This window comes from Bradyrhizobium sp. Crot121, assembly GCF_059512385.1.
Window position 1 is genome coordinate 19,360 of the sequence record NZ_JCAMOR010000040.1, and the last position, 24,227, is coordinate 43,586.

Here is a 24,227-nt window from a genome sequence, read left to right on the forward strand (position 1 = left end):
TTACGGAAAGAGCCATGACTGCGGCCCTACGTTTCGATCCGATCCGTCTGCCGCCCGAATGCGAGCAATTACGCAAAGAGGTGCGCGCCTTCCTTGCCGAGGAGATCGCCGCCGGCACCTTTGATCCGAACAAGCCCAACCGCGAAGATACCGACGCGCCGGAATTCTCGCGCCGGGTCGGCGCCAAGGGCTGGCTCGGCATGACTTGGCCGAAGAAATATGGCGGCCAGGAGCGCTCGTTCCTTGAACGTTATGTGGTCACCGAGGAGATGCGGGTCGCCAACGCGCCGACGCGACGCTTCTTCGTCGCCGACCGCCAGAGCGGGCCGGTCCTCTTGAAGTACGCGCCCGAGCATATCAAGATGGACATCCTGCCGCGCATCTGCCGCGGCGAACTCTGTTTTGCGATCGGCATGAGCGAGCCGAATTCCGGCTCGGATTTGTTCGCGGCGAAGACGCGCGCGACCAAGACCGACGGCGGCTACCTCATCAACGGCAGCAAGATCTGGACCTCCTCGGCGCATATCGCCGACTACATGATCGCGATCTTCCGCACTTCGCCGCCGACGAAAGAAAACCGTCGCCATGGCCTGACCCAGTTCCTGGTCAAGATGAAACAGCCGGGCATTGAGGTGAATCCGATTGGCCAGATCACGGGGCAATTCGAGTTCAACGAAGTCGTCTTCACCGACTATTTCGTGCCCGACGATCACGTGCTGGGTGAGATCGATGGCGCCTGGAAGCAGGCGACGTCAGAGCTCGCCTATGAGCGCAGTGGCCCCGAGCGCTTCCTTGAGACCTATTACGTGCTGACCGAGCTGGTGCGCGCCGTCGGCGACAAGCCTGATACGCGCAGCGCCGAAGGCATCGGCCGTCTGGTGGCGCAGCTTCACACCATGCGCCGCATGTCGGTCTCGGTCGCCGGCATGCTGCAGGCCGGCAAGGAGCCGGTCGTGGAGGCCTCCATCGTCAAGGACATCGGCACGGTATGGGAGCAGCAATTGCCGCATCGCGTGCGCGACCTCGCCGCCTTCGTCGAGGAGACCGCCTCCAACCGCGAGACGCTGGAGAAGCAGCTCGAATTCGCGCTTCGGACGGCGCCGAAACTGACGATCCAGGGCGGCACCACGGAAGTGCTCCGCGGCATCATCGCCCGCGGGCTTGGGTTACGCTAATTTTTGTAGGGAACGCTCATGAGCAAATATACCGATATCGGCGTCGAGAAGCAGGGCCACGTCGGCCTGATCGAAATCCGCAGACCGCCGCTGAACTTCTTCGACGTCGCGCTGATCAACCAGATCGCGGACGCGCTGGAGGAATTCGACCGCGACATCGAGATCCGCGCAAGCGTGCTGGCTGCGCAAGGCAAGGCGTTCTGCGCCGGCGCCAATTTCAACGATCCGGCGCGGCAGGAGCAGGAAGAGCGCGCAGCCTCCGATCCGGCCGCCAATCTGCCGATCAACCATCTCTATGTGCAGGCGGTGCGCATCTTCCGCAACAAGAAGCCGATCGTCGCCGCTGTCCATGGCGCCGCCATCGGCGGCGGACTTGGCCTTGCCGTCTCCGCGGATTTCCGCGTCACTTGCCCCGAGGCGCGCTTCTCGGCAAACTTCACCAAGCTCGGCTTCCATCCCGGCTTCGGATTGACATTCACGCTGCCCGAACTGATCGGCAAGAACAACGCGGAATTGATGTTCTACACCAGCCGCCGCGTCACCGGCGAGGAGGCCTATCGCTGGGGACTCGCCAACGTGCTGGTGCCGCAAGATCAGGTGCGCGCCGAGGCGCTGAAGCTCGCGCAGGAGATCGCCGAGTGCTCCCCGCTCGGCCTCATCTCCACCCGCGCCACCATGCGCAGCGACTTCGCCGACCGCGTGCTCGCCGCCACCAACCATGAGCTGATCGAGCAGACCAGGCTGCGCGCCACCGAAGATTTCAAGGAAGGCGTGAAAGCCTCCGCCGAGCGCCGCGTCGCCAATTTCAAGGGGCGATAACGCCGTTCTCGATCGTCATGGCCGGGCTTGTCCCGGCCATCCACGCGCATCCCCTCGCGCGGAGCCGAAGAACGTGGATGCCCGGGACAAGCCCGGGCATGACGGTGAAGCGCGTGGCTCAGGCGGCGAGCCGGAACGTGACGCCACCCAACGAGAACTCGTCGCCGGTCACCGCAAGTCCCTTTTTCCTTGCAGCATCGCGCACCCTCGCCGCGTCCGCCACCTTGAACGTCAGCGCGCTCATGATCTCGCTTTCGCCGTTGACGAAGCGGAAGGTGCAATTCGGCAATCGTAGCTCGGTCCCGCTGACCGGCACCTCAAGGATCCGCCCCCAATGCGCCGCGAGCACTTGCGGCTCCGGGCTCTGCATCTCGACTTCGGTCAGCGCCTGCGTCACATCCTTTCGGATGTGCTTCTGCCACTCCGGCCCGGCCGGCGGATAAGGCCCCAGGACATCGTCGCTGCCATCGGTGTGGTTGAACTCGATGAAGGCGGCGCAGCAGTCGCGCGGGTGGAGTTGCACGCCGTGATAGGGCGCGTGCGTGATCACATTCGCGGTGCGCACGCCGATGGCGTTGGCATGCGCGCCGCGCGCGTCGGGATCATCACAGCAGAAGATCGCCATATAGCCGCCGCGGCCGCTGGTCTTCTCAATGAAGCGGCCTGCCGCCGTGCCCGGTTTAAACGGTGCCACCACTTCGAGCAGGATGGTGTCAACCGGCAGCAGCGCGTTCTCCAGGCCATATTTCGCGACATTGCCGTCGCGATAGCAGACGCTCAGGCCCATGATATCGGCGATAGCTGAAATCACGGGCTCGAGTTCTGGCGCCACCAGACAAATCTGGCGCAGCCTGAGGTAGCCGGCCATCCCTACTCGCCCTTGAAGACGGGCTTGCGCTTCTCGACGAACGCCTTGGCCGCTTCCTTGTGGTCGGCTGTCTCGCCGCAGCGGGTGTGATGGATGGCTTCGCCGTCGAAGCAATCCTCGAGCGACAGATGCTCTGCATTGTTGATGTTGCGCTTGATGAAGCCGAGCGCGATCGACGGTCCCTGTGCCAGCGACATCGCAAGCTCGCGCGCGGCGGCGTCAATCTGCGCATCCGGCACCACCTTGGTCACGACGCCAAGCGCATGCGCCTCCTGCGCGGTGAGGACCGGCGAGGTCAGATACAGCTCGCGCGCCTTCGCGCTGCCGAGGAGTTGGGTCAGGAAATAGGTCCCGCCATAGTCGCCGGAGAAGCCGACCTTGGCGAAGGCGGTCGTGATCTTGCAGGACTCGCTCGCCACCCGCAGGTCGCAGGACAGCGCGATCGAGAGCCCGGCGCCGGCTGCAGCGCCGTCGAGCTGCGCCACCACCGGCTTTGCCATCTGGTGCAGGATCCGCGAGACCTCCATGCCGCGACGTAAGTTGGTAAGTTTGGCCTCGAACGGCAGCGGCGCCCGCCCTTCCGCCATCGACTTCACGTCGCCGCCGACGCAGAAGGTGCCGCCGGCCCCCTTGATCAGCACCGCGCGCACCTCGTGATCCTCGGCCGCCCGCCGCGCCGCCTCCACCAGGCCGCGCGTCATGTCCGGGTTCAGCGCATTGCGCCGCTCCGGACGGTTCATGGTGATGGTGAGCAGGCCGTTGTCGAGGCTTTGCAGGACGATGCTGTTTTCAGTCATGGGTTTGGCTTTCTTGGTTGTTGTTAGTTAGATCCATCCACCGTCATTGCGAGCGGAGCGAAGCAATCCATCTCGCCGCTTGCGGAGCCATGGATTGCTTCGTCGCTATCGCCCTCGCAATGACGGCCACGCTTCGCGTCACTTCTTCACCAGCGGGCAGCGCGAATTTTCCAGCGGCTGGAACGCCTCGTTGCCGGAAACGGTCGCGAGCAGCTTGTAGTCGTCCCAGCGTCCCTTGGACTCGGACGGCTTCTTCACCTCGAACAGATACATGTCGTGCACCATGCGGCCGTCCTCGCGGATCCTGCCGTTCTTGGCGAACATGTCGTTGATCGGGGTCTCCTTCATCACCTTCATCACAGCCGCGGCATCCGTGGTGCCCGCGGCCTTCACCGCCTTCAGGTAATGCGTGACGGACGAATAGACGCCGGCCTGCGCCGAGGTCGGCACGCGCTTGGTGCGCTCCATGAAGCGCTTGGTGAATGCGCGGGTATCGTCGTTCAGGTCCCAGTAGAAGGCTTCGGCGAGCAACAGCCCCTGCGCGGTGTCGAGGCCGACACCGTCGATGTCGGTGACGAAGGCGAGCAACGGGGAGAGTTTCTGACCGCTCTTGGTCAGACCGAATTCGGCCGCCTGCTTGATCGCGTTGATGGTGTCGCCGCCGGCATTGGCAAGCCCGATCACCTTCGCCTTCGAGGCCTGCGCCTGCAGCAGGAAGGACGAGAAGTCCGACGTATTCAGCGGATGGCGCACACTGCCCAGCACCTTGCCGCCCGTCTTGACCACGACATTGGTGGTGTCGTTCTCGAGATCCTGCCCGAAGGCGTAGTCGGCGGTCAGGAAGAACCAGGTGTCGAGGCCGGATTTGACCGCCGCGAGACCCGTCACATTGGCCTGCGCGAAGGTGTCGAACACATAGTGCACGGTATAGGGGCCGCAGGCCTCGTTGGAGAGGCGGATCGATCCGGGGCCGTTGAAGATGATGATCTTGCCCCGCGCCTTGGCGATCTCGCCCGCGGCGAGCGCGGTGGCGGAAGCCGCGACGTCGAAGATCATCTCAACGCCCTGGTTGTCGAGCATATCGCGCGCGATGTTCGCGGCGAGGTCGGCCTTGTTGAGATGATCGCCGACCACGACCTCGACCTTGCGGCCCAAGACCTCACCGCCGAAATCCTCGACCGCCATCTTGGCGGCGGTTTCGCTGCCGGGGCCTGTGATGTCGGCGTAGAGGCTCGACATGTCGAGGATGCCGCCGATCCTGAGCGGCGGCGGTTTGCTCTGCGCCAGCGCCGCAGTGGCCGAGACCGCCAGCATGCAGGCGAATGCGCCCGACAGAATCCGTTTCATGAAGTCCTCCCGGTTCGTCAGCCACATTGACTGCGGTCTACCATTTTGCGGCGCGATCATGCCGCATGAGATTGGTGGCAGCAAGCCGCGGCAATGCATGAATCCGCCCCTGGTTTTCCGTTAAGCGGAATGGTCTTCGGGGGCGTCAGCTCGATACAATATCTCGGCGTCGATCGAAGTTTGCGGTCGGACCAAACACCGCTTTGATCACGGGTCGCGCCCCGAGCACCGACTTGCAATTGAGGCCGCAGGCGCGTCCGGACATGCGGCAATCAAAAGCGCGTGCCTCGCTGCTGATTTCGATTGCCTCCCGGTGGCCGCCATTTTCTCGCCTAGTTCCCACGCCCCTAGCTCACGACAAACATTAACGAATCCCTGACTCCGTGTTGCTCGCGAGACACGCCGCCTCAGTAAAGCCACGCAGCGCGTACCGCTTTTGTTGCGGTTGCGAGGGGGCTGGGGGTACGGTCGTCGCCAATATTCGGTAGCCCTTCGAGGAGGAGCCATGAACGCATATCGCGGCCACACCGGACTGGTCGGCCGGCACTTGTTTCCGCGGCTGCGCGCCGTCGCGACCGCGCTGTTGCTGCTGCTTCCGATCGTCGCAAGCCCGGCGCAGGCTGCGCCGGAATCGGCGGCCGCTCGCGCCTCCACTGCCCACGTCTTTCTGCTCCGCGGGGTCCTGAACATCTTCTCGCTGGGACTGGACGAGATCGCCGCGAAACTAGAGGCGCAGGGCATGCGCGTGACGATCAGCAATTACGTGTTCTGGTCATCGCTCGCCAACGAGGCCGCGGCCGAATACCGCAGCGGCAAGATCAAGACCGTTATCCTGGTCGGTCACTCCTCGGGCGCGACCTCCCTGCCGGATATGGTCGCGAGGCTGGACCAGCTCGGCGTTCCCGTGAAGCTTGCCATCGGGCTCGACTCGGTGTTCCACACCAGCCTTTCGGGACGGGTCGGACGATACATCAATTTCTACGTCGCCAACGGCGCCGGCACTCCGGTCGAAAGAGCCAGGGGATTCCAGGGTACGCTTGACAACGTCAATGTCCAGAGCGTGCCGGGCGTCGGGCACCTGACGATCGAAAAGAGCCAGATCATGCAGCAGAAGGTGATCAGCGAGATCGACGCTGTCGTCTTCGGCCGGCCAAGCCCGGCATCGCCGACGAAGCGGCGGCAGCCGAGTGAGGCAAGCGCCGCCGTACCACCACGGGCGGCCGCCAGCGCGGCTGCGGTCCGTAACTGATCCCGGGCCTATCGAATTGCGGCGCGCAGGTTGCGCCGCAATTCTTGCCAATTCCTGCGCGATAGTTCATCTCAAACGCGGGCAAGTGGCCAGCCGGCAATCGGGCGCCGGCGTATCTGCGCGCCGAAACCACAGGCGGAAGGCGCATGATCAATCCGAAACCGCTAATGGCCATTGTGTTTCGGGCAATGCTTGTCGCCTGCATCTGGCCGGCCGGTTGCCATTTCGCGCTCGCGGCTCCGGCCGCAAAGCAGGCCAATACCGCTGCCACGGTGGCCGCATTGCCGCCCCCTGCCGCCGAACAACCCGCTCCGACGCCACGGGTGCGCGCCTATCTGTTTCGCGGCGCCATGGGCCCGATTTTTTCGCGCGGCATGGATCAACTGACCAGCCGCCTCCAGGAGGTCGGCGTCGAGGCCGACGTTAACGAGTTTACCATCTGCCGGCTCATCGCCGCCAAGGCGATCCGCGAATACAAAAAGGATCCTCTTCCGATCGTCCTGATCGGGCACTCGATGGGCGGACTTTGCTCCGTGATATTCGCCGAAGTCCTTCAGGAGGAGAACATCCCGGTCAGCCTGATCGTCGCCATCGATCCGGCGCACGCAACGGGGAAAGTGCCGCTCAATGTCGAGCGCTTCATCAATATCTTCATGTCCGACAGCGTGTTGGGGGGCGGCGATGTCGTCGCCGAGTCGGGCTATCAAGGCCACTATGCAAGCTTCGACCTGAAGGACCACAAGGAAGTCACCCACATCAACATCGACAAGATGGATACCATCCACGACCAGTTGGTGAACGCGGTCGTGCAACTCGGGACGACACCGATGCAGATCAAAGGCGAGACTGCACCGCTGCGCTACGTCGTTCCGCAAGATGCGCCGCTCGAGCTGTGGGACAGCGGCATTCCGCAATACGCCCGCGCAGGCGACACCTTGCAGGGTCTGGCCACAGTGAACCACGTCCCGCTGTGGTCACTCATCCAGGCCAATCAGCTCTCCGATAATGCCCCACTGACCGCCGGCCAGCGCGTCGTCATCCCGCGCCACCTGATGCCAGTCTCGCAGCAGCCCGCAACAACGGCGACGGCCGCGGAGCCGGCAAAGCGACCGGCAAGTCCCACTCCCCGCCCTTCGCGGGGCCAGGCTTCGGGCGAGAAGTCGTCTCCGCGACCACGGTGATAGATGTCTGCACGTAGCCCGGGTGGAGCGGAACGCGCAATCCGGGATCTGCGTCAGCCTTTACGAGCGGCCGCTGGCGCTTCACCCGGGCTACGGCGCCATTCCGATTTAAGCAGAAACCGTGCTGCGGCTAACCGGCCGGCATGAACGGGATCAGCATCGGAACGCGACGGCGATACGCTCCATATTCCTCCGCGCCGAGTTCGGCGCTGAGGAACACCTCCTCCATCCGGGCCTTCTGCGCCATGCCAAGCGAGATCAGCACCGCGCCCAGGATCGCCGTCACCGTCCCGACCGCCACACCGGTGACCAGCATTCCCGCGATCAGGCCGGTGTAGATCGGGTGGCGCACGAGGCCATACGGCCCGGTGTCAATGACGTGGTGGCCTTCCTTGTGCGTGATCGCGTTCGACCAGAACCGTCCGAGATGGATTCGCGCCCACCAGGTGAAGGAGATTCCGGCCAGCGTCAGGACCGCCATTACGTAGATGCCGAAGCTGCCGAACTGCCACAACGGCTTTTCCCCCAGCACCTGTCCGGTCCATGGCAGGAACAGAATCGCGCCCACGAGGATCGGGATGCGGTACCTCAGCGAGTCCGAGGTCATGACGTGCTTCTTGGTCTGGCCGGACCAGACCGATGCCGCCACCCAGCTCATGACCCATAGAATCCAGATGATGGCGAGCAACTGGGTGGGCCAGGTAGCGGTCCACCCGCTCCAGACAAACGCGAACCATTGACCAGGGTCTTGCGACATATTGCAACCGTATCAGGCGATTGGATCAGACGCCAAACCGGCGCGTGGTATTGAACGACTGGGCGCCCGGGCTCGACGCCGGTTCCCATTCCGCCTGATTGTGACCGGAGCCAAGCAGATGCGCAATGGTTTCGCGAAGCACGGGCTCGACCGGCCCGGGCGCGTAGCCGAGTTCGCGCTGCGCCTTTTCGATCGACAGCGCCTCTGCCCGCCGCGCGATCCGCACCCCTTCGGCCGTGCCCGACGGCGGCCGGTGGGTCACGCGATCGGCAACGAACTCCAGGATGCCCGCGGTGATCTCGGCAAGGCGGCCATTGATCGCAAGGCGCGGCGTGCGCCGGCCCCTGACATGCGCCATGATCCGCAGCACCTGCTTCAGCGCGATGCCTTCGCCGCCGAGAATGTAGCGATGTCCGACCTGCCCGCGTTGCATGGCGAGGATCAGCCCTGCCGCGACATCGCGCACGTCGACCAGGTTCACGACGAAATCCAGATAGAGCTGCACGCGCTGGCTCAGGAACAGCCGGAGCATTTCCGTCGGCGGCGTGAAATTGTGGTCGTGGGTCCCGATCGGCATCGTGGGACAGCCGATGACGACAGGATATCCCGCTGCCGCCTGCTGCATCGCATAGCGTTCGGCGAGCATTTTCGAGCGCGTATAGGGCCCCGGCATGTCGTCGGGCAATAGCGCGTCGTCGGCGAGGCGATCGTCCGATCGCGAGGCGCGGAACAGGATTGATTCGGTGGAGCAGTGCAGGAGCCGCTTCACGCCACGCTTGCACGCGGTCCCGATCACGACCTCGGTGCCGCCACAGTTGACATCGTGGAAATCGGCTTTCCGCGGCAGCCACATCCCGGGCAACCCGGCAAGGTGATACACCTCGTCGACGCCGTCGATGGCGCTGTCTACGAGGTCGCAGTCAAGCACCGATCCCTTGACATACTCGACCTTCGGCAACGCCCGCGACGGCGGCTGCAGATCGAGCACACGCACGTCGCTGCCTTGCGCGACGAGCGCCGAGACCAGGTGCTTGCCAATGAAGCCGTTACCGCCTGTAACTAGGATTCGTGTCATGCGGTGGGATGCAGTACGGCTGGAGCTACTGGGAATACGACAGGGAATCTTGCGGAGGCTGGATAATACGCGCGAGATCGTGCCGAAAGCCCAGCGCGATGAATAATTTCGCCATCACGAACATCGGTCCGAGCAGCAGATGGGCGGGGTGGTCGGCCATCGAGGGTTTCCTGCGTTCGAACACCTGGTGCCCGATGATCTGCGAGGCGACTCCCACGACAAGGAGGACCGCCGTAAGCGACCACAAGCCGGTGATGGTCACATGACTGACAATCCAGGCGGCCAGTGACAGCAGAGCGACAGCCCCGCAAAAGATTCCCGCACCAAGCGCAAGATCGAGCAAGAACCAGTAGAACAGGACCGGCAGCACGGCGAGCACGGCCGCGCTGACCTCAACTCCGAACAGAGTGAAGGACAACAGGCTGAGGGGGAGAATGGCCGCCAGGAACAGGAACACGATGCCGAACACATGCATCACGCAATTCCAGGGGTCACGATGATATTCAACGTAATCGGTCAACTGCCGCCGAAAAAACGAGTTCATGCAGCACTTATCTTTCCTGTTGTGCCCGGACGCACGGCAAGACTGGCTTGCGCGAAATCCAGCGCTCCGGCTTCATTGCTGGTCCCCGCCGATGGGGTGCTACTTATGCTCGCAATCGGCCTCAAGTCAAAATGCCCCGGGGATAGTGTCGGACGGAGACCGACGTCGTTACGGAAAATCATGTCCTAATTCAGTCGGCTAGCAGCGGCGTCATGACACGGGGCCACAAAGTGACAGCGCATCACGCGAAATTTTGTGCACAAATGTTGCTGTTGTGCCTCATGCCTCCGGTGATAGCCGATTCGGCCCGCGCGGCGGGATGCGCTTTCGAAGCCCAGGGCGAGGGCCGGGTCGTGTCCGTGACCGGCGGGCGCAGCTTTCGTCTCGAGGACGGCCGCGAGATCCGCCTCGCCGGCATCGAGATTGCGGACCGGCAGAAAGGGGCCGCAGCCCTGTCGGCGCTGGTGATGGGACGCGACATCTCGCTGCAGGGCGAGGACGACGCGCCGGACCGCTATGGACGCCAGGCGGCGTTCGTCTTTGTCTCGGGCTCCGACGCGGCCGTGCAAAGCGAGCTATTGAAGCAGGGCCAGGCGATGGTATCGCCTGATGTCTCGAACCGGGATTGCGCCACCCTATTGCTTGCCGCCGAGGCCGAGGCGAGGCAGGCCAAAAGGGGAACGTGGGCCGACGCCTCGGCCATAAAAAACGCGGAAAGTCCGGGCGATATTTTGGCGGGGATCGGGCGTTTTGCGGTGGTCGAGGGGAAGGTCTTGTCCGTCCGTCAGGCGGGAGCAACCACCTACCTCAACTTTGGCCGGAACTGGACACGGGACTTTGCTGTGACTATTCCAAGGCGCATGATCCCCGCGCTCGAGGCGGCTGGGTTTGCGCCTAAGTCACTGGAAAATCGACGGATTCGCATCCGCGGCTGGATCGAAGCGCGCAACGGGCCACGGATCGAACTGCTCCGGGTGGGGCAATTAGAAGTGCTCGGCGGGAACTAAGGGCATGAAAAGGGGAAGCGGCTCTCCGAAAAGGTCGTGCTCAAGCAAACAGATGAGAGCATGATCCGGGAAGCTCGTTCTTCCGAGAGATCATGCGTAAACAGGGCGCAAACAGGGATGGGGTCGTGATCCGGCGGGTCGGACCATGATATCTTCCGGCAGCTTGAGAGTAGCTGGCGTGATTGAGGGTGTGGGACGGCGGGACAGGACGGGCCGCGGCCTTTCGGCTGCGCTGGCGCTTTTGTGCGCGGCGACCCTGCTGTCCGCCTGCGGCAATCTCGGCGCCGGCCGGTTCGAAACCGCAGCTCCGGTCGCGGCGCCCCAACCGGCAAAACCGAAGCCCACGGTCGCGCAGACGCCGGCGAGCGAGCGCGAGCACGAGCGGATCCTTGCCACCTATGGCGGCGCCTATGACGACCCGAAGCTGGAAGGCCTGATCAGCAAGACAGTCGATCGGCTGGTCGCCGCGTCCGACCGTCCCGACCAGGGGTACAAGGTGACGATCCTCAATTCCGGCGCGGTGAACGCTTTCGCACTGCCGACCGGCCAGCTCTATGTCACGCGCGGCCTGATCGCGCTCGCCAGCGACACCTCGGAGTTGTCGTCCGTGCTGAGCCACGAGATGGCGCACGTACTCGCAAAGCACGCCTCCATCCGCGAAGACCAGGCACGGCAGGCGGCGGTGGTGACGCGCGTCGTCACGGACATGAGCAATGATCCCGATCTCACTGCGCTCGCTTTGGCCAAGACCAAGCTCACGATGGCGAGCTTCTCGCGCCAGCAGGAATTCGAGGCCGACGGCATCGGCGTCGGCATCGCCGCGCGCGCGCATTTCGACCCCTATGGTGCCTCGCGCTTCCTCACGGCGATGGAGCGCAATGCGGCGCTGAAGGTCGGCAAGGCCTCGTTCGATCCGCGCGCGCAGGACTTCCTGTCCTCGCATCCGGCAACGCCCGAACGCATTTCCAATGCGCAGGCCGCAGCGCGGCAATATGCGGCGCCCGAAGGTGCCGAGCGCGACCGCGAGACCTATCTCGCCGCGATCGACAACATCGTCTATGGCGAAGACCCGAGCGAGGGTTTCGTCCGCGGCCGCCGCTTTCTGCACCCCAAGCTCGGGTTCACCTTCCAGGCCCCGGAGAACTTCACGCTCGACAACACCGCGCAGGCGGTGATCGGCGTTCGCGAAGGCGGCGCGCAGGCGATGCGGTTCGATGTGGTGCGGGTGCCGGCGGAACAGTCGCTCGGCGACTATCTCAACTCCGGCTGGATGGAAGGCGTCGACAAGGCTTCCACAGAGGATATCACCGTCAACGGCTTCCCGGCGGCGTCCGCCACCGCGCGGGGCGACCAATGGCAGTTCAAAGTCTACGCACTGCGCTTCGGCAGCGACGTCTATCGCTTCATCTTCGCGGCCAAGCAGAAGACCACCGAGAGCGAGCGCAATGCGCGCGAGACCGTCAATTCGTTCCGCCGCCTGACGCTCGAGGAAATCCAGGCCGCGCGCCCGCTGCGCATCAAGGTCATCAATGTGCAGCCCGGCGACACCGTGGAATCGCTCTCGCACCGCATGAGCGGCGTCGACCACCCGACCGAGCGCTTCCGCGTCCTCAACGGGCTGGACGCCCACGCCCAGGTCAAACCCCGCGATCGCGTGAAGATCGTGGTGGAGTAACGTAGCGTTTCGAGCGAAGTGGATTGCCGGTTCGCGCGAGGAAAACGCGTCAAAACAAGAATCTGGAGCTTCGGTTCTGATTCAATCAGAACCGAAGCTCTAGTCTTTCCCCGTTCGCCGCTACTCGATGATGTTTTCGCGCAGCCCGCTCAGCCAGAGCGCCAGCAGCGTCCACACCGCGCCGGACAAGAGATAGGCGCCGGCGGAGATCAGGCCGAAATGGGTCGCGAGCAAGAGTGCGGCGAGCGGCGCAAACCCGGCCCCGAACAACCAGGCGAGGTCCGAGGTCAGCGCCGAGGCGGTGTAGCGGTACATCGGCGCGAAGCTGGAGGCGATCGCTCCCGAAGACTGGCCGAACGACAGGCCCAGCAGAATGAAGCCCAGCACCATATAGATGGTTTCACCGACGGCGCCGGCATCGAGCAGTTGCGGAGCGAAGCCGCTATAGACGGCGATCGCGATCGCCGACCCGGTCAGCAGTAATTTTCGCCCGACGCGATCGGCGATCACTCCCGAAGCCACGATCGCCACCACGCCGAACGCGGCGCCGATCATCTCGATGATGAGAAAACGCACCGGGCTTTCTCGGGTGAACAGGAACACCCAGGAGAGCGGAAACACCGTGACCATGTGGAACAGCGCAAAGCTCGCCAGCGGCGCGAAGGCGCCGAGCAGGATGTTGCGCCCCTCGTCACGAACCGTATCGACGATGCGAGCCGGCTGCAGCTCGCGGCTTTCGAATGCCGAATCATATTCCGGAGTCGCCACCATGCGCAGCCGTGCGAACAGGGCGACCACGTTGATCGCGAACGCGACGAAGAACGGGTAGCGCCAGCCCCAGTCGAAGAAATCCTCCGCGGACAGGTTGCCGGCGAAGAACGCGAACAGGGCGCTTGCCACGATCAGTCCGAGCGGCGCGCCGAGCTGCGGCACCATGGCGTACCAGCCGCGGTGATGTCGCGGCGCGTTGATCGCCAGCAGCGAGGCAAGGCCGTCCCAGGCCCCGCCCCAGGCCAGGCCCTGGGCGGCACGCGCCAGCGCCAGCAGCCAGATCGCGACGACGCCTATCGTCTCATAGCCGGGCAGGAAGGCGAGCGCCACCGTCGCCGTGCCCAGAAGGAACAGCGCGATAATCAGCTTCGCGCTCTTACCGTAATGGCGGTCGATCGTCATGAAGATGACGGTCCCGAGCGGACGCGCCACGAAGGCCAGCGCGAAGATGCCGAAAGAATAAAGTGTCCCGGTCAGCTCGCTCGCGAATGGGAACACCAGGCGCGGAAACACGATCACGGATGCGATCGCATAGACGAAGAAATCGAAGAATTCGGACGTGCGGCCGATGATGACGCCGATGGCGATCTCCCCCGGGCGCGCCGGTTCGTGACCTGCCGTCATCGGGTGGCCGTGAGCCATTGCTGGGGCCTGTGTCATCGCCATCGCGCCTTATGCCTTATTCCGTTCTTGATTGAGACGGCCACCATCCGGTCTTGCCGCTAGCGGCCTCAAAGGCGCTGTTTGGGCCGCTATTGCGCACTGCAACATTGGACAAATTGTCCAATGTCCTCTTTGTTGCATCGCAGCTACCCCCTGTTTCACATAGGAAATTTCCAACAAGGTTCCACCGTGCGTGTCTTGAGGATTCTGGCGTTGCTGCCGCTCGCAGCCGCTCTTTCAGGTTGCGATTTTGTCGTACTCGCCCCGGCCGGCGACGTGGCCGTGCAGCAGCGCGACCTGGTCGTGATCTCCACCGTTCTGATGCTCTTGATCGTCCTGCCGGTGATGGCGCTGACCGCGCTGTTCGCCTGGCGCTACCGGGCGTCGAACACATCAGCGCGCTATGAGCCCGAATGGGACCATTCCACCCAGCTCGAACTCGTCATCTGGTCGGCGCCGCTCCTGATCATCGTCTGCCTGGGCGCCTTGACCTGGATGGCCACCCACCTGCTCGACCCCTACCGCGCGCTTGGCCGCATTGACGCCGATCGCCCGATCGAGGCCCAGGACAAGCCGCTCAATGTCGAGGTGGTCGCGCTCGACTGGAAATGGCTCTTCATCTATCCGGAGTACGGCGTCGCCACCGTCAACGAGCTTGCAGCTCCCGTCGATCGCCCGATTCGTTTCCGAATCACGGCCTCCTCCGTGATGAACTCCTTCTACATTCCGGCGCTGGCCGGCCAGGTCTACGCCATGCCGGGCATGGAGACGAAGCTGCACGCCGTGACCAACAAGCCCGGCGTCTACAAGGGTTTCTCCGCCAATTACAGCGGCGCCGGCTTCTCCGGGATGTACTTCGCGTTCCACAGCCTGACGACGGCCGAATTCGACAAGTGGATCACGAACGTCAAGGCAAGCGGCGACATGCTCGGCCGCAACGAATACCTCGTGCTCGAACGCCCGAGCGCCAACGAGCCGGTCCGCCGCTACGGCTCCGTCGATAGCGACCTGTTCAAGGCGATCGTCAACATGTGCGTCGAGCCCGGCAAGATGTGCGCCAGCGAGATGATGGCGATCGATGCCAAGGGTGGGCTTGGTCGCGAAGGACTGAACAACACGCTGCCGCTGACTTACGACAAATATGCCCGGCGCGGCGCGGTGTTCGGGCCCGAACCGACCTACGTGGCGGGCATCTGCTCGGTCGACGAACTCAAGGGGCAATCCGAGCCGGAGAGCACCGTCCCGTTCGACACGACGCCGCTGCGCGGGGCCGGCCTCAAGCGGCCGCTGTTCTCGCCCGCCAATCCATCCTCGAGTTCCCTTCTTCTCGGACCGCGTCCGAAATCAGACTCCTAAAGAGCGCCGCATGTTCGATACTTCCTCCCTCGCCAAAGCGATTTTCGGCCGCCTGACACTGGAATCGCTGCCGCTGCATGAGCCGATCGTCGTCGGCACTTTCATCGTGGTCGCGCTCGGCGGCGCCGCGCTGCTCGGCGCCGTCACCTATTTCCGGCTCTGGGGCTATCTGTGGCGCGAGTGGTTCACCACCGTCGACCACAAGCGCATCGGCATCATGTACATGATCCTCGGCATTGTGATGCTGCTGCGCGGCTTTGCCGACGCCATCATGATGCGCCTGCAGCAGGCGATCGCCTTTGGCGGCTCCGAAGGTTATCTCAACGCCCACCACTACGATCAGATCTTCACCGCGCATGGCGTGATCATGATCTTCTTCGTCGCCATGCCGCTGGTCACCGGGCTGATGAACTACGTCGTCCCGCTGCAGATCGGCGCGCGCGACGTGTCGTTCCCCTTCCTCAACAATTTCAGCTTCTGGATGACGGTCGGCGGCGCGGTGCTGGTGATGATTTCGCTGTTCGTCGGTGAATTCGCGCGCACCGGCTGGCTCGCTTATCCGCCGCTGTCGAATATCGGCTACAGTCCTGACGTCGGTGTCGATTACTACATCTGGGGGCTGCAGGTGGCCGGCGTCGGCACGACGCTATCAGGCATCAACCTGATCTGTACCATCGTCAAGCTGCGCGCGCCCGGCATGACGATGATGAGGATGCCGGTCTTCACCTGGACCTCGCTGTGCACCAACGTCCTCATCGTCGCCTCCTTCCCGGTGCTGACGGCGGTTTTGGCGCTGCTGTCGCTCGATCGCTACATCGGCACCAACTTCTTCACGAACGACTTCGGGGGCAGCCCGATGATGTACGTGAACCTGATCTGGATCTGGGGCCACCCCGAGGTCTACATCCTGGTGCTGCCGGCGTTCGGCATCTTCTCCGAGGTGACCTCGACCTTCTCGGGCAAGCGCCTGTTCGGCTACACCTCGATGGTCTACGCCACCGTCGTCATCACGATCCTGTCCTATCTGGTCTGGCTGCATCACTTCTTCACGATGGGCTCGGGCGCCAGCGTGAATTCCTTCTTCGGCATCACCACCATGATCATCTCGATCCCGACGGGAGCGAAGATGTTCAACTGGCTGTTCACGATGTATCGAGGCCGCATCCGCTTCGAATTGCCGATGATGTGGACGGTCGCGTTCATGTTCACCTTCGTGATCGGCGGCATGACGGGCGTGCTGCTGGCGGTGCCGCCGGCCGACTTCGTCCTGCACAACAGCCTGTTCCTGATCGCCCATTTCCACAACGTGATCATCGGCGGCGTGGTGTTCGGCGCGTTTGCCGGCATCGCCTACTGGTTTCCGAAGGCCTTCGGCTTCAGGCTCGATCCATTCTGGGGCAAGCTGTCGTTCTGGTTCTGGGTGGTGGGCTTCTACTTCGCCTTCATGCCGCTCTACGTGCTCGGCCTGATGGGCGTCACACGCCGCCTGCGGGTGTTCGACGACCCAAGCCTGCAGATCTGGTTCATCATCGCCGGCATTGGTGCATTCCTGATCTTCCTCGGCATCATCTCCTTCCTGGTTCAGATCGCAGTCAGCGTGCTCAAGCGCGAAGCGCTGAAGGACGTGACCGGCGACCCCTGGAATGCACGCACCCTGGAATGGGCGACCTCGTCGCCGCCGCCGGCCTACAACTTCGCCTTCACCCCCGTCGTTCACGACAACGACGCCTGGTGGGACATGAAGCGCCGCGGTTATCGGCGTCCGCTCACCGGGTTCAAGCCGATCCACATGCCGAGCAACACCGGCACGGGTGTCATCCTCGCCGCGCTGGCCACGGCGATGGGGTTCGGCCTGATCTGGTACATGTGGTGGCTGGCGGCCGTGAGTTTCATCGGCCTGCTCGCGGTCGCGATCGGCCACACCTTCAACTATCACCGCGACTATCACATTCCGGCCGATGAGGTCGTCCGGGTGGAAGATGCGCGCACGCACCTGCTTGCCGCTGGAGCCAAGTCATGACACTCGCCGTCGTCCCTCCACAAAATTCCGAACCGGTCTTCTACGTCGTCGACGAGCACGAGCATCCGGAAGGCGCGAGCACCATGCTCGGCTTCTGGATCTACCTGATGAGCGACTGTCTCATCTTCGCGATGCTGTTCGCGACCTTTGGCGTGCTCGGCGGCAACTACGCGGCAGGCCCGGCGCCCAAGGATCTATTCGACCTGCCGCTGGTGGCGGTCAACACCTCGATGCTGCTGCTGTCGTCGATCACCTATGGTTTCGCGATGCTGGCGATGGAGAAGTCGCGCGTCGGCGCGATGCAGGCCTGGCTCGTGATAACCGGGCTGTTCGGCCTGGCATTCATCAGCATCGAACTGTTCGAATTCGCCCACATGATCCACGAGGGCGCGACGCCACAGCGCAGCGCCTTCCTGTCGTCCTTCTTCACGCTGGTCGGCACCCACGGCCTGCACGTCACCTTCGGCCTGGTTTGGCTGGTGACGCTGATGGTGCAGGTCGCGCGCTACGGCCTGATCGAGGCCAACCGCAGGCGTCTGATGTGCCTCAGCATGTTCTGGCACTTCCTCGACGTGGTCTGGATCGGCGTGTTCACCTTTGTCTACCTGATGGGAATGCTCCGATGAAAGCCGATACTCACTCCCTGCAACCCGCGCACGACGCACATCCTGCAGACGGACATGGCGAGCACCATGCCGGCGGCTCGCGCGAAAGCTACCTGATCGGATTCGGCCTCTCCGTCATCCTCACCGCGATCCCGTTCTGGCTGGTGATGAGCGGCGTGCTCGGAGACAAGCAGCTCACCGGGCTTGCGATCACGGCGCTGGCGGCGATCCAGATCGTGGTCCACATGGTCTATTTCCTGCACATGAACACCCGCTCCGAGGGCGGCTGGACCATGATGGCGCTGATCTTCACCATCATCATGGTGGTGATCGGACTGACCGGAACGCTCTGGGTCATGCATCACCTCAACGTCAACATGATGCCCGGGCATGACATGAGCACCATGCAGTGACGGCGCGCCCATCTGCCCTCTCGCTGCTGCTGGTCGCCCTTGCGGCGCTGGGCGTGGTCGCGCTGACCGCGCTCGGCGTGTGGCAGCTTGAGCGCAGGACATGGAAGCTGGCACTGATCGACCGGGTCGAGCAGCGCCAGCATGCAGCCCCTCAGCCGATCCCCGCGCCCTCGTCGTGGCACGCGATTACCGCGTCGAGCGACGAATACCGGCGGGTAACCGTCAGCGGCCACTTCCTGCATGAGCGCGAGACGCTGGTGGCGGCCGTGACCGACTATGGCCGCGGCTTCTGGGTCCTGACGCCGCTGCAGACGACGGACGGCGCCACGGTCCTGGTCAATCGCGGCTTTGTTCCCCCGGAGCGGCGGGAGCCCTCAACACGGCGCGAGGGAAACCCGCCCGGAATAGTGAGCGTTACCGGCCTGCTGCGGATCACCGAGCCAGAGGGCGGCTTCCTGCGCAGCAACGACCCGGCGGCAAACCGCTGGTATTCCCGCGACGTCGCAGCGATCGCCGCGGCGCGTGGACAGTCGCAGGTCGCACCGTTCTTCGTCGATGCGGACGCGACCCCGAACGGCGGCGGCTATCCGATCGGCGGGCTGACCGTCGTCAGGTTCCCAAACAACCATCTGATTTACGCGCTGACATGGTTCGCCATGGCCATTATGCTGGCGGCCGCACTCCTGCGCGCTTTGCGCGTCAGGGACCATGTCCGCGACTTCGATGCGCGGCGCGATGCCGTGCGGAGCCTGGTGGCCGCCGCACGCAATTTATCTCGCAAGACGGGCCCAGATGCTCGAGCGCATATCGGATCAGCATGACCACGGGAAAACGGCGGGCGAGGCCATGACGGAGCCGGCGAAGGCCGGCGCCGGCACAGCCCCGGTCGCGCTGGATGCGCCAAAATCGACCGACGACACCACCAACCGCAAGAACATGGCGCTGCTGATCCAGCTCCGCTGGACCGCGGTGATCGGCCAGATCGTGACGATCGCGTTCGTCGATCAATGGCTTGGCATCGCCCTGCCGATCCTGCCGATGGCCGGCGTGATCGCAGCCCTCGTGGCGCTCAACCTGTTGAGCCTGGTCTGGGTGCGCTACCGGGCGGAGATCAACAATCGCGAACTCCTGCTCGCGCTGATGCTCGACGTCGCTGCATTGACCTGCCAGCTCTATTTGAGCGGCGGGGCGACCAATCCGTTCACATCGCTCTACCTTCTGCAGGTGACGCTCGGCGCGGTCCTGCTCGACGCGCGCTCGACCTGGTCGCTGGTCGGGCTGGCTTGTTTGAGCTTCGCCGGGCTGACCGTCGCCTATCGCCCGCTCGGGCTGCCGCAGTACGGCTTCAGCGATCCGTTCAGCCTTCATGTCGCCGGCATGTTCATCGGCTTTGCGCTCAATGCCGTCCTGCTCGTGGTGTTCGTGACGCGCATCAACCACAACCTGCGGAAACGCGATGCCAATTTGGCGGCGCTGCGCCAGCATGCCGCCGAGCAGGATCACATCGTCCGCATGGGCCTGCTTGCGTCCGGGGCGGCGCATGAGCTCGGCACCCCGCTGGCGTCGCTGTCGGTGATCCTGGGCGACTGGCGCCGCATGCCAGCCCTCACATCGAATCCGGAGCTCTCGGACGATCTGTTCGAGATGGAAACGTCGCTGCAACGGTGCAAGTCGATCGTCACGGGTATTCTCGTCTCGGCCGGCGAGGCGCGCGGCGAAGAATCGTCGCCGACGACTGTAACTGCATTTCTCGCGGCGCTGGTCCAGGAGTGGCGCACGACGCGCCCGTCGGCTACGCTGTACTTCCGGAACGAGTTCGGCACCGACCTGCCTGTTGTCTCCGAGGTCGCGCTCAAACAGGCGATCTTCAACGTGCTCGACAATTCCGCCGAAGTGTCGCGCGACTGGATCGAACTTGCGGCCGAGCGCGCCGACGACCGGCTTATGCTGTCGGTCACCGATCGCGGACCGGGCTTTGCGCCGGAAATGCTGGCGCAGTTGGGCAAGCCCTATCAGTCGAGCAAGGGCCGCCCGGGAAGCGGCCTCGGCCTGTTCCTGGTCGTCAATGTCGTGCGCAAGCTCGGCGGGGTCGTGACGGCGCGAAACAATGCAGAGGGAGGCGCAACCATCAGCCTCGAACTGCCCCTGGCAACGCTTGCGATCGGAGGCAGCCTTGACGGATGAACGGCTGCTTTTGATCGTGGAAGACGAAGAAGGCTTTGCCCGCACCCTCAAACGTTCGTTCGAGCGGCGCGACTATCAGGTCGTCGTGGCGGCGTCGCTCGACGAGGCCCGCAAAGTGCTTGAAGAGAAAACCCCCGGCTATGCCGTGGTGGATCTCAAGCTGGGCGGCGCCTCGGGGCTGGCCTGCGTGGAAGCGCTGCATATGCACGATCCCGAGATGCTGATCGTCGTGCTGACCGGATTTGCCAGCATCGCCACCGCGGTGGAAGCCATCAAGCTCGGCGCCTGCCATTATCTCGCCAAGCCGTCGAACACAGACGATATCGAAGCCGCCTTCCGCAAAGCGGAGGGCAACGCCGATATCGAGGTGGCCGCGCGTCCCACCTCGATCAAGACCCTGGAATGGGAACGCATTCACCAGACCCTGATCGAAACCGATTTCAACATCTCCGAAGCCGCAAGGCGGCTTGGTATGCACCGCCGGACCCTGGCCCGAAAGCTGGAAAAACGCCAAGTGAAGTGACTGGAGCGTTTTCGAGCGCAGATATCGGCGCGCCGCGGGGCACTGGCCCCCGGCCGGGCGGGATGTGATAATGCGGCAAATAGGCTGGCCGGCCCCCGTCGGCCGCGCAGTGCGCCTGCTCGCGTCGCGGCGCCGAACCGGATCACGAATGACCGCGCTTTCCCAGGATATCGCCGCCGAGCTGAGGCGCAGGATCGACGAGCTCGAGCAGCAATTGCGCTCCGGTGCAGCCGAGAATGCACGCCTGCAAAGCGAGCTTGCGGTTGCGCGTGATCGCCAGAACGCCGGCGCGGCGATCCTGCGCACCATCGCAGCCTCCCCGTCCGATGCCCGGCCGGTGTTCGAGGCCATCGCGTCCAGCTCCAAGCGCCTGCTCGGCGCCTTCTCCGCGACCGTGCTCCAATTCATCGGCGATGAACTTCATCTGGTGGCGTTCACGCCGACCAGCCCCGAGGCGGACGAGGGACTGAAGTCATCATTCCCGCGACAGATCGCAGACTTTCCGACCTTTGCCCGGGTTCGCGATGGCAAGACGGTTCAGTTTCCGGACAGCGAGGCCGACGACGTCCCGCAACTGAACAAGGAGCTGGCAAGGCTGCGCGGTTTCCGCAGCGTCCTGTTCATGCCGCTGATGAACAGGGGAACGCCCGTCGGCATGATCAGCGTCACACGTGCCGAGCCTGGCGCGTTTGCCGCTGACCACGTGCAGTTGCTGCAGACCTTCGCCGATCAGGCCGCGATCGCGATCGAGAACGCGCGTCTGTTCAACGAGACGCGGGAAGCGCTGGAGCGGCAGACCGCCACCGCCGATATCCTGAATGTGATGGCAGGTTCGCCGTCCGACGTGCAGCCGGTGTTCGAGGCCATCGCGGCCAACGCCAACCGGCTGATCGGCGGCTTTTCCACCGCGGTGCTTCGCTATGCGGGCGGCGCCGCCCATCTGGCGGCCTTCACCCCGACCGATCCTGCCGGTGACCTTGCGCTGCAGGCGGCGTTTCCAATGCCCTTCGCTCAATTCCCGCCCTACCAGCTCGTGGCTGATGGTACGGCCGCGCAACTGCCCGACACCGAGCTCGAGCCGGCCGCACGGGATATCGCGCGTGCGCGCGGCTATCGCAGCATGTTGTTCGCCCCGCTGGTCAGCGAGAGCGAGATCATCGGCATCATCATCACCACGCGCCGGGCGACCGGCGCGTTCGGCGAGCACCAGGTCCGGCTGTTGCAGACTTTCGCCGACCAGGCCGTGATCGCGATCAAGAACGTCGGCCTGTTCAACGCGACAAGAGAAGCGCTGGAGCGACAGACGGCGACCGCCGACATTCTCAACGTCATCGCGAGCTCGCCAACCGACGTGCAGCCGGTATTCGACGCCATCGCCGAAAGTGCGAAGCGGCTGCTCGGCGGCCAGACGGCGCTCGTCACGCGCGTTGTGGATGACATGCTTCATCTGGCAGCCCACACGGCGGGAAGCGAAGCCGGGGACAGGGAGATAGAGAATTCGTTCCCTACCCCGCTGACGTCCCCGGGGATTCACAGCCGGGTCGCACAGAGTTCAACCATCGCATTTCGCAACGATATCGAAACCGAACCCGATGTCTCCCAGGCCGTCAAGGAGATGGCGCGCGCCAGAGGATATCGAAGCATCATCGTCGTGCCGATGCTGCGCGAAGGCGTTGCGATCGGCACGATCGGTGTTTCGCGCGCCGAAGCGGGCCCGTTCGCCGACAACCAGATTGCCCTGCTCAGGACGTTTGCCGATCAGGCCGTGATCGCCATCGAAAACACGCGGCTGTTCAACGAAGTGCAGGCCAAGACCCGCGATCTGCAGGAAGCCCTCACCTATCAGACCGGCAGCGCGAACATCCTGAAAGTGATTGCGTCCTCGCCGACAGATGTCGGACCGGCATTGAAGGCAATCGTCGACAGCGCCTGCGAGCTTTGCGATGCCTATGACGCCGCCGTGGCGCTAAAGGACGGCAACGATCTGCGATTCAGCGCTCATCACGGGCCTATTCCCATTCCCCTTGAGAAATGGCCGATCAATCGCAACTGGACTGCGGGCCGCGCCTTTGTCGACCAGACCCCTGTGCATGTCGCCGATCTCCGTGACGAGCAAACTGACTTTCCGGAAGGCCGCGAGCTTGCGCTTCAAATGGGACACCGCACCATTTTGAGCGTGCCGCTGCTGCGGGAAAACGAGAGCATCGGCGCGATCGTGCTTCGCCGCAACGAGGTGCACCCGTTTACCGACAAGCAGATTGCACTTTTGCAGACTTTCGCCGATCAGGCCGTGATCGCAATCGGCAATGTGCGGCTGTTCGAGCAGGTGCAGGCCCGCACCAGGGAACTTGCAAAGTCCCTCGACGATCTGCGCGCCGCGCAGGATCGCCTGATCCAGACCGAAAAGCTCGCCTCCCTTGGTCAGCTCACGGCCGGCATCGCGCACGAGATCAAGAATCCGCTCAACTTCGTCAACAATTTTGCCGCACTTTCCGCGGAACTGACGGGCGAGCTGAGCGATTTGCTGGCATCAGCGTCACTCGCCGACAGCGTCCGCGACGAGGTCGATGAGCTGAGCGGCCTCCTGAAGGGCAATCTGCAAAAAATCGTGCAGCACGGCAAACGCGCCGATTCCATCGTCAAGAACATGCTCCTACATTCGCGGGAGGGCGGCGGTGAGCACCGGCCGACCGACGTGAACGCGCTTGTGGAGGAGAGTCTCAACCTCGCTTATCACGGCGCACGCGCCGAGAAGCCGCGGTTCAACGTGACCCTCAGGTGCGACCTCGACCCGGATGCCGGCACGGCCGAGGTGTTCCCGCAGGAGATCACGCGTGTGCTGTTGAACCTGATTTCGAACGGCTTTTATGCGGTCGCCAAGCGGGGCAGCGAAAATGGTCCAGGATTTGAACCGGAGGTCAGCGCCAGCACACTCAGCCGTGGCGAATACGTCGAAATCCGGATCCGCGACAACGGCGTCGGCATTCCGCCCGAGGTAAAGGAGAAGATGTTCAACCCGTTCTTCACGACCAAGCCGGCAGGGGAAGGTACCGGCCTTGGACTTTCCATGAGCCATGACATCATCGTCAAGCAGCATGGCGGCACGATCAATGTCGAGACCGAACCCGGCGCGTTCACCGAGTTCACCATCCTGCTGCCGCGCAGAAGTAATTTTTCGGATAGTAACAGAGGTTAGCC

Annotated in this window: 21 protein-coding genes; 14 read left to right on the top strand and 7 right to left on the bottom strand. The window is 63.7% G+C overall.

Translation table 11 applies throughout. The features are described 5' to 3' along the window. The first annotated feature begins 14 nt into the window (after positions 1 to 14). Together AC5ZGW_RS28575 and AC5ZGW_RS28580 are read left to right on the top strand one after the other, a co-directional pair. The gene (locus AC5ZGW_RS28575) at positions 15 to 1,175 is read left to right on the top strand and encodes an acyl-CoA dehydrogenase family protein (protein ID WP_028164279.1); all 1,161 of its coding nucleotides are present in this window, start codon (positions 15 to 17) and stop codon (positions 1,173 to 1,175) included. 18 nt (positions 1,176 to 1,193) lie between these two features. Next, positions 1,194 to 1,994, top strand: coding sequence for an enoyl-CoA hydratase/isomerase family protein (locus AC5ZGW_RS28580; RefSeq protein WP_130225973.1), 801 nt, complete (start codon positions 1,194 to 1,196; stop codon positions 1,992 to 1,994). Positions 1,995 to 2,112: 118 nt separating this feature from the next. Here the strand turns inward: AC5ZGW_RS28580 and AC5ZGW_RS28585 are convergent, their stop codons facing one another. The 3 genes from AC5ZGW_RS28585 to AC5ZGW_RS28595 form a co-directional block, all read right to left on the bottom strand. Continuing rightward, complete coding sequence (locus AC5ZGW_RS28585) at positions 2,113 to 2,862, bottom strand: VOC family protein (protein ID WP_130225974.1); 750 nt, start codon at positions 2,860 to 2,862, stop codon at positions 2,113 to 2,115. 2 nt (positions 2,863 to 2,864) lie between these two features. After that, positions 2,865 to 3,659, bottom strand: a complete 795-nt coding sequence (locus AC5ZGW_RS28590; protein WP_028164276.1) for an enoyl-CoA hydratase — start codon at positions 3,657 to 3,659, stop codon at positions 2,865 to 2,867. Positions 3,660 to 3,797: 138 nt separating this feature from the next. Beyond that, positions 3,798 to 5,006, bottom strand: coding sequence for an ABC transporter substrate-binding protein (locus AC5ZGW_RS28595; RefSeq protein WP_130225975.1), 1,209 nt, complete (start codon positions 5,004 to 5,006; stop codon positions 3,798 to 3,800). A gap of 505 nt (positions 5,007 to 5,511) precedes the next feature. Between AC5ZGW_RS28595 and AC5ZGW_RS28600 the strand changes: the two genes are divergently transcribed. Both AC5ZGW_RS28600 and AC5ZGW_RS28605 read left to right on the top strand, forming a co-directional pair. Further along, entirely contained in the window at positions 5,512 to 6,255 is a 744-nt protein-coding gene (locus AC5ZGW_RS28600; protein ID WP_207231025.1) for a hypothetical protein, read from the top strand. 323 nt (positions 6,256 to 6,578) lie between these two features. After that, positions 6,579 to 7,436, top strand: coding sequence for a LysM domain-containing protein (locus AC5ZGW_RS28605; RefSeq protein WP_349645076.1), 858 nt, complete (start codon positions 6,579 to 6,581; stop codon positions 7,434 to 7,436). Between the two features lie 130 nt (positions 7,437 to 7,566). Here AC5ZGW_RS28605 and AC5ZGW_RS28610 read toward each other — a convergent pair whose 3' ends face one another. From AC5ZGW_RS28610 to AC5ZGW_RS28620, 3 genes are read right to left on the bottom strand one after another with little or no spacing between them, the layout of a single operon-like run. After that, on the bottom strand, positions 7,567 to 8,193 hold the full coding sequence (locus AC5ZGW_RS28610; RefSeq protein WP_130225977.1) for a methyltransferase family protein: 627 nt from the start codon (positions 8,191 to 8,193) through the stop codon (positions 7,567 to 7,569). Between the two features lie 25 nt (positions 8,194 to 8,218). Continuing rightward, positions 8,219 to 9,268 carry an NAD-dependent epimerase/dehydratase family protein gene (locus AC5ZGW_RS28615; protein ID WP_130225978.1) on the bottom strand — a complete coding sequence of 350 codons (1,050 nt, stop codon included), beginning with the start codon at positions 9,266 to 9,268 and terminating at the stop codon, positions 8,219 to 8,221. A gap of 25 nt (positions 9,269 to 9,293) precedes the next feature. Beyond that, positions 9,294 to 9,812: an Mpo1 family 2-hydroxy fatty acid dioxygenase gene (locus tag AC5ZGW_RS28620; RefSeq protein ID WP_130225979.1), complete on the bottom strand. Its 519-nt coding sequence runs from the start codon at positions 9,810 to 9,812 to the stop codon at positions 9,294 to 9,296. Positions 9,813 to 10,024: 212 nt separating this feature from the next. On the opposite strand from AC5ZGW_RS28620, the gene AC5ZGW_RS28625 reads away from it, so the two are divergent. Both AC5ZGW_RS28625 and AC5ZGW_RS28630 read left to right on the top strand, forming a co-directional pair. Next, the gene (locus AC5ZGW_RS28625) at positions 10,025 to 10,819 is read left to right on the top strand and encodes a thermonuclease family protein (protein ID WP_130225980.1); all 795 of its coding nucleotides are present in this window, start codon (positions 10,025 to 10,027) and stop codon (positions 10,817 to 10,819) included. A gap of 145 nt (positions 10,820 to 10,964) precedes the next feature. Next, positions 10,965 to 12,494: a M48 family metalloprotease gene (locus AC5ZGW_RS28630; RefSeq protein WP_130225981.1), complete on the top strand. Its 1,530-nt coding sequence runs from the start codon at positions 10,965 to 10,967 to the stop codon at positions 12,492 to 12,494. A gap of 120 nt (positions 12,495 to 12,614) precedes the next feature. Here AC5ZGW_RS28630 and AC5ZGW_RS28635 read toward each other — a convergent pair whose 3' ends face one another. Next, a complete protein-coding gene (locus tag AC5ZGW_RS28635; protein ID WP_245474716.1) occupies positions 12,615 to 13,931 on the bottom strand; it encodes an MFS transporter in 1,317 nt (438 codons plus the stop codon). Positions 13,932 to 14,117: 186 nt separating this feature from the next. Here AC5ZGW_RS28635 and cyoA point away from each other — a divergent pair, with 186 nt between their 5' ends. From cyoA to AC5ZGW_RS28675, 8 genes are all read left to right on the top strand, one after another. After that, positions 14,118 to 15,284 (top strand): ubiquinol oxidase subunit II, encoded by a 1,167-nt coding sequence (gene cyoA, locus AC5ZGW_RS28640; RefSeq protein WP_130225982.1) that lies wholly within the window; start codon positions 14,118 to 14,120, stop codon positions 15,282 to 15,284. A gap of 10 nt (positions 15,285 to 15,294) precedes the next feature. Continuing rightward, a complete protein-coding gene (gene cyoB, locus AC5ZGW_RS28645) occupies positions 15,295 to 17,304 on the top strand; it encodes a cytochrome o ubiquinol oxidase subunit I (protein WP_130225983.1) in 2,010 nt (669 codons plus the stop codon). After that, positions 17,301 to 17,930, top strand: coding sequence for a cytochrome o ubiquinol oxidase subunit III (gene cyoC / locus AC5ZGW_RS28650; protein ID WP_130225984.1), 630 nt, complete (start codon positions 17,301 to 17,303; stop codon positions 17,928 to 17,930). Before cyoB ends, cyoC begins: the two co-directional genes overlap by 4 nt. Beyond that, positions 17,927 to 18,322 carry a cytochrome o ubiquinol oxidase subunit IV gene (gene cyoD, locus AC5ZGW_RS28655; protein WP_130225985.1) on the top strand — a complete coding sequence of 132 codons (396 nt, stop codon included), beginning with the start codon at positions 17,927 to 17,929 and terminating at the stop codon, positions 18,320 to 18,322. The genes cyoC and cyoD overlap by 4 nt, the downstream gene beginning before the upstream one ends. Beyond that, positions 18,319 to 19,143 carry an SURF1 family protein gene (locus tag AC5ZGW_RS28660; RefSeq protein ID WP_283813259.1) on the top strand — a complete coding sequence of 275 codons (825 nt, stop codon included), beginning with the start codon at positions 18,319 to 18,321 and terminating at the stop codon, positions 19,141 to 19,143. Before cyoD ends, AC5ZGW_RS28660 begins: the two co-directional genes overlap by 4 nt. A gap of 25 nt (positions 19,144 to 19,168) precedes the next feature. Next, positions 19,169 to 20,506, top strand: coding sequence for an ATP-binding protein (locus AC5ZGW_RS28665; protein WP_463328207.1), 1,338 nt, complete (start codon positions 19,169 to 19,171; stop codon positions 20,504 to 20,506). Beyond that, complete coding sequence (locus tag AC5ZGW_RS28670) at positions 20,496 to 21,029, top strand: response regulator transcription factor (RefSeq protein WP_130225987.1); 534 nt, start codon at positions 20,496 to 20,498, stop codon at positions 21,027 to 21,029. The genes AC5ZGW_RS28665 and AC5ZGW_RS28670 overlap by 11 nt, the downstream gene beginning before the upstream one ends. A 148-nt stretch (positions 21,030 to 21,177) precedes the next feature. Further along, positions 21,178 to 24,225 (top strand): GAF domain-containing protein, encoded by a 3,048-nt coding sequence (locus AC5ZGW_RS28675; RefSeq protein WP_165435214.1) that lies wholly within the window; start codon positions 21,178 to 21,180, stop codon positions 24,223 to 24,225. The last annotated feature ends 2 nt before the right edge of the window (positions 24,226 to 24,227 follow it).

Coding starts and splice junctions, on each gene's coding strand:
- AC5ZGW_RS28625 (WP_130225980.1), top strand. CDS start 10,025: ATGACACGGGGCCACAAAGTGACAGCGCATCACGCGAAATTTTGTGCA.
- AC5ZGW_RS28675 (WP_165435214.1), top strand. CDS start 21,178: ATGACCGCGCTTTCCCAGGATATCGCCGCCGAGCTGAGGCGCAGGATC.
- AC5ZGW_RS28590 (WP_028164276.1), bottom strand. CDS start 3,659: ATGACTGAAAACAGCATCGTCCTGCAAAGCCTCGACAACGGCCTGCTC.
- AC5ZGW_RS28575 (WP_028164279.1), top strand. CDS start 15: ATGACTGCGGCCCTACGTTTCGATCCGATCCGTCTGCCGCCCGAATGC.
- AC5ZGW_RS28635 (WP_245474716.1), bottom strand. CDS start 13,931: ATGGCGATGACACAGGCCCCAGCAATGGCTCACGGCCACCCGATGACG.
- AC5ZGW_RS28600 (WP_207231025.1), top strand. CDS start 5,512: ATGAACGCATATCGCGGCCACACCGGACTGGTCGGCCGGCACTTGTTT.
- AC5ZGW_RS28585 (WP_130225974.1), bottom strand. CDS start 2,862: ATGGCCGGCTACCTCAGGCTGCGCCAGATTTGTCTGGTGGCGCCAGAA.
- AC5ZGW_RS28665 (WP_463328207.1), top strand. CDS start 19,169: ATGACGGAGCCGGCGAAGGCCGGCGCCGGCACAGCCCCGGTCGCGCTG.
- AC5ZGW_RS28595 (WP_130225975.1), bottom strand. CDS start 5,006: ATGAAACGGATTCTGTCGGGCGCATTCGCCTGCATGCTGGCGGTCTCG.
- AC5ZGW_RS28580 (WP_130225973.1), top strand. CDS start 1,194: ATGAGCAAATATACCGATATCGGCGTCGAGAAGCAGGGCCACGTCGGC.
- cyoC (WP_130225984.1), top strand. CDS start 17,301: ATGACACTCGCCGTCGTCCCTCCACAAAATTCCGAACCGGTCTTCTAC.
- cyoB (WP_130225983.1), top strand. CDS start 15,295: ATGTTCGATACTTCCTCCCTCGCCAAAGCGATTTTCGGCCGCCTGACA.
- cyoD (WP_130225985.1), top strand. CDS start 17,927: ATGAAAGCCGATACTCACTCCCTGCAACCCGCGCACGACGCACATCCT.
- AC5ZGW_RS28630 (WP_130225981.1), top strand. CDS start 10,965: ATGATATCTTCCGGCAGCTTGAGAGTAGCTGGCGTGATTGAGGGTGTG.
- AC5ZGW_RS28615 (WP_130225978.1), bottom strand. CDS start 9,268: ATGACACGAATCCTAGTTACAGGCGGTAACGGCTTCATTGGCAAGCAC.
- AC5ZGW_RS28620 (WP_130225979.1), bottom strand. CDS start 9,812: ATGAACTCGTTTTTTCGGCGGCAGTTGACCGATTACGTTGAATATCAT.
- AC5ZGW_RS28610 (WP_130225977.1), bottom strand. CDS start 8,193: ATGTCGCAAGACCCTGGTCAATGGTTCGCGTTTGTCTGGAGCGGGTGG.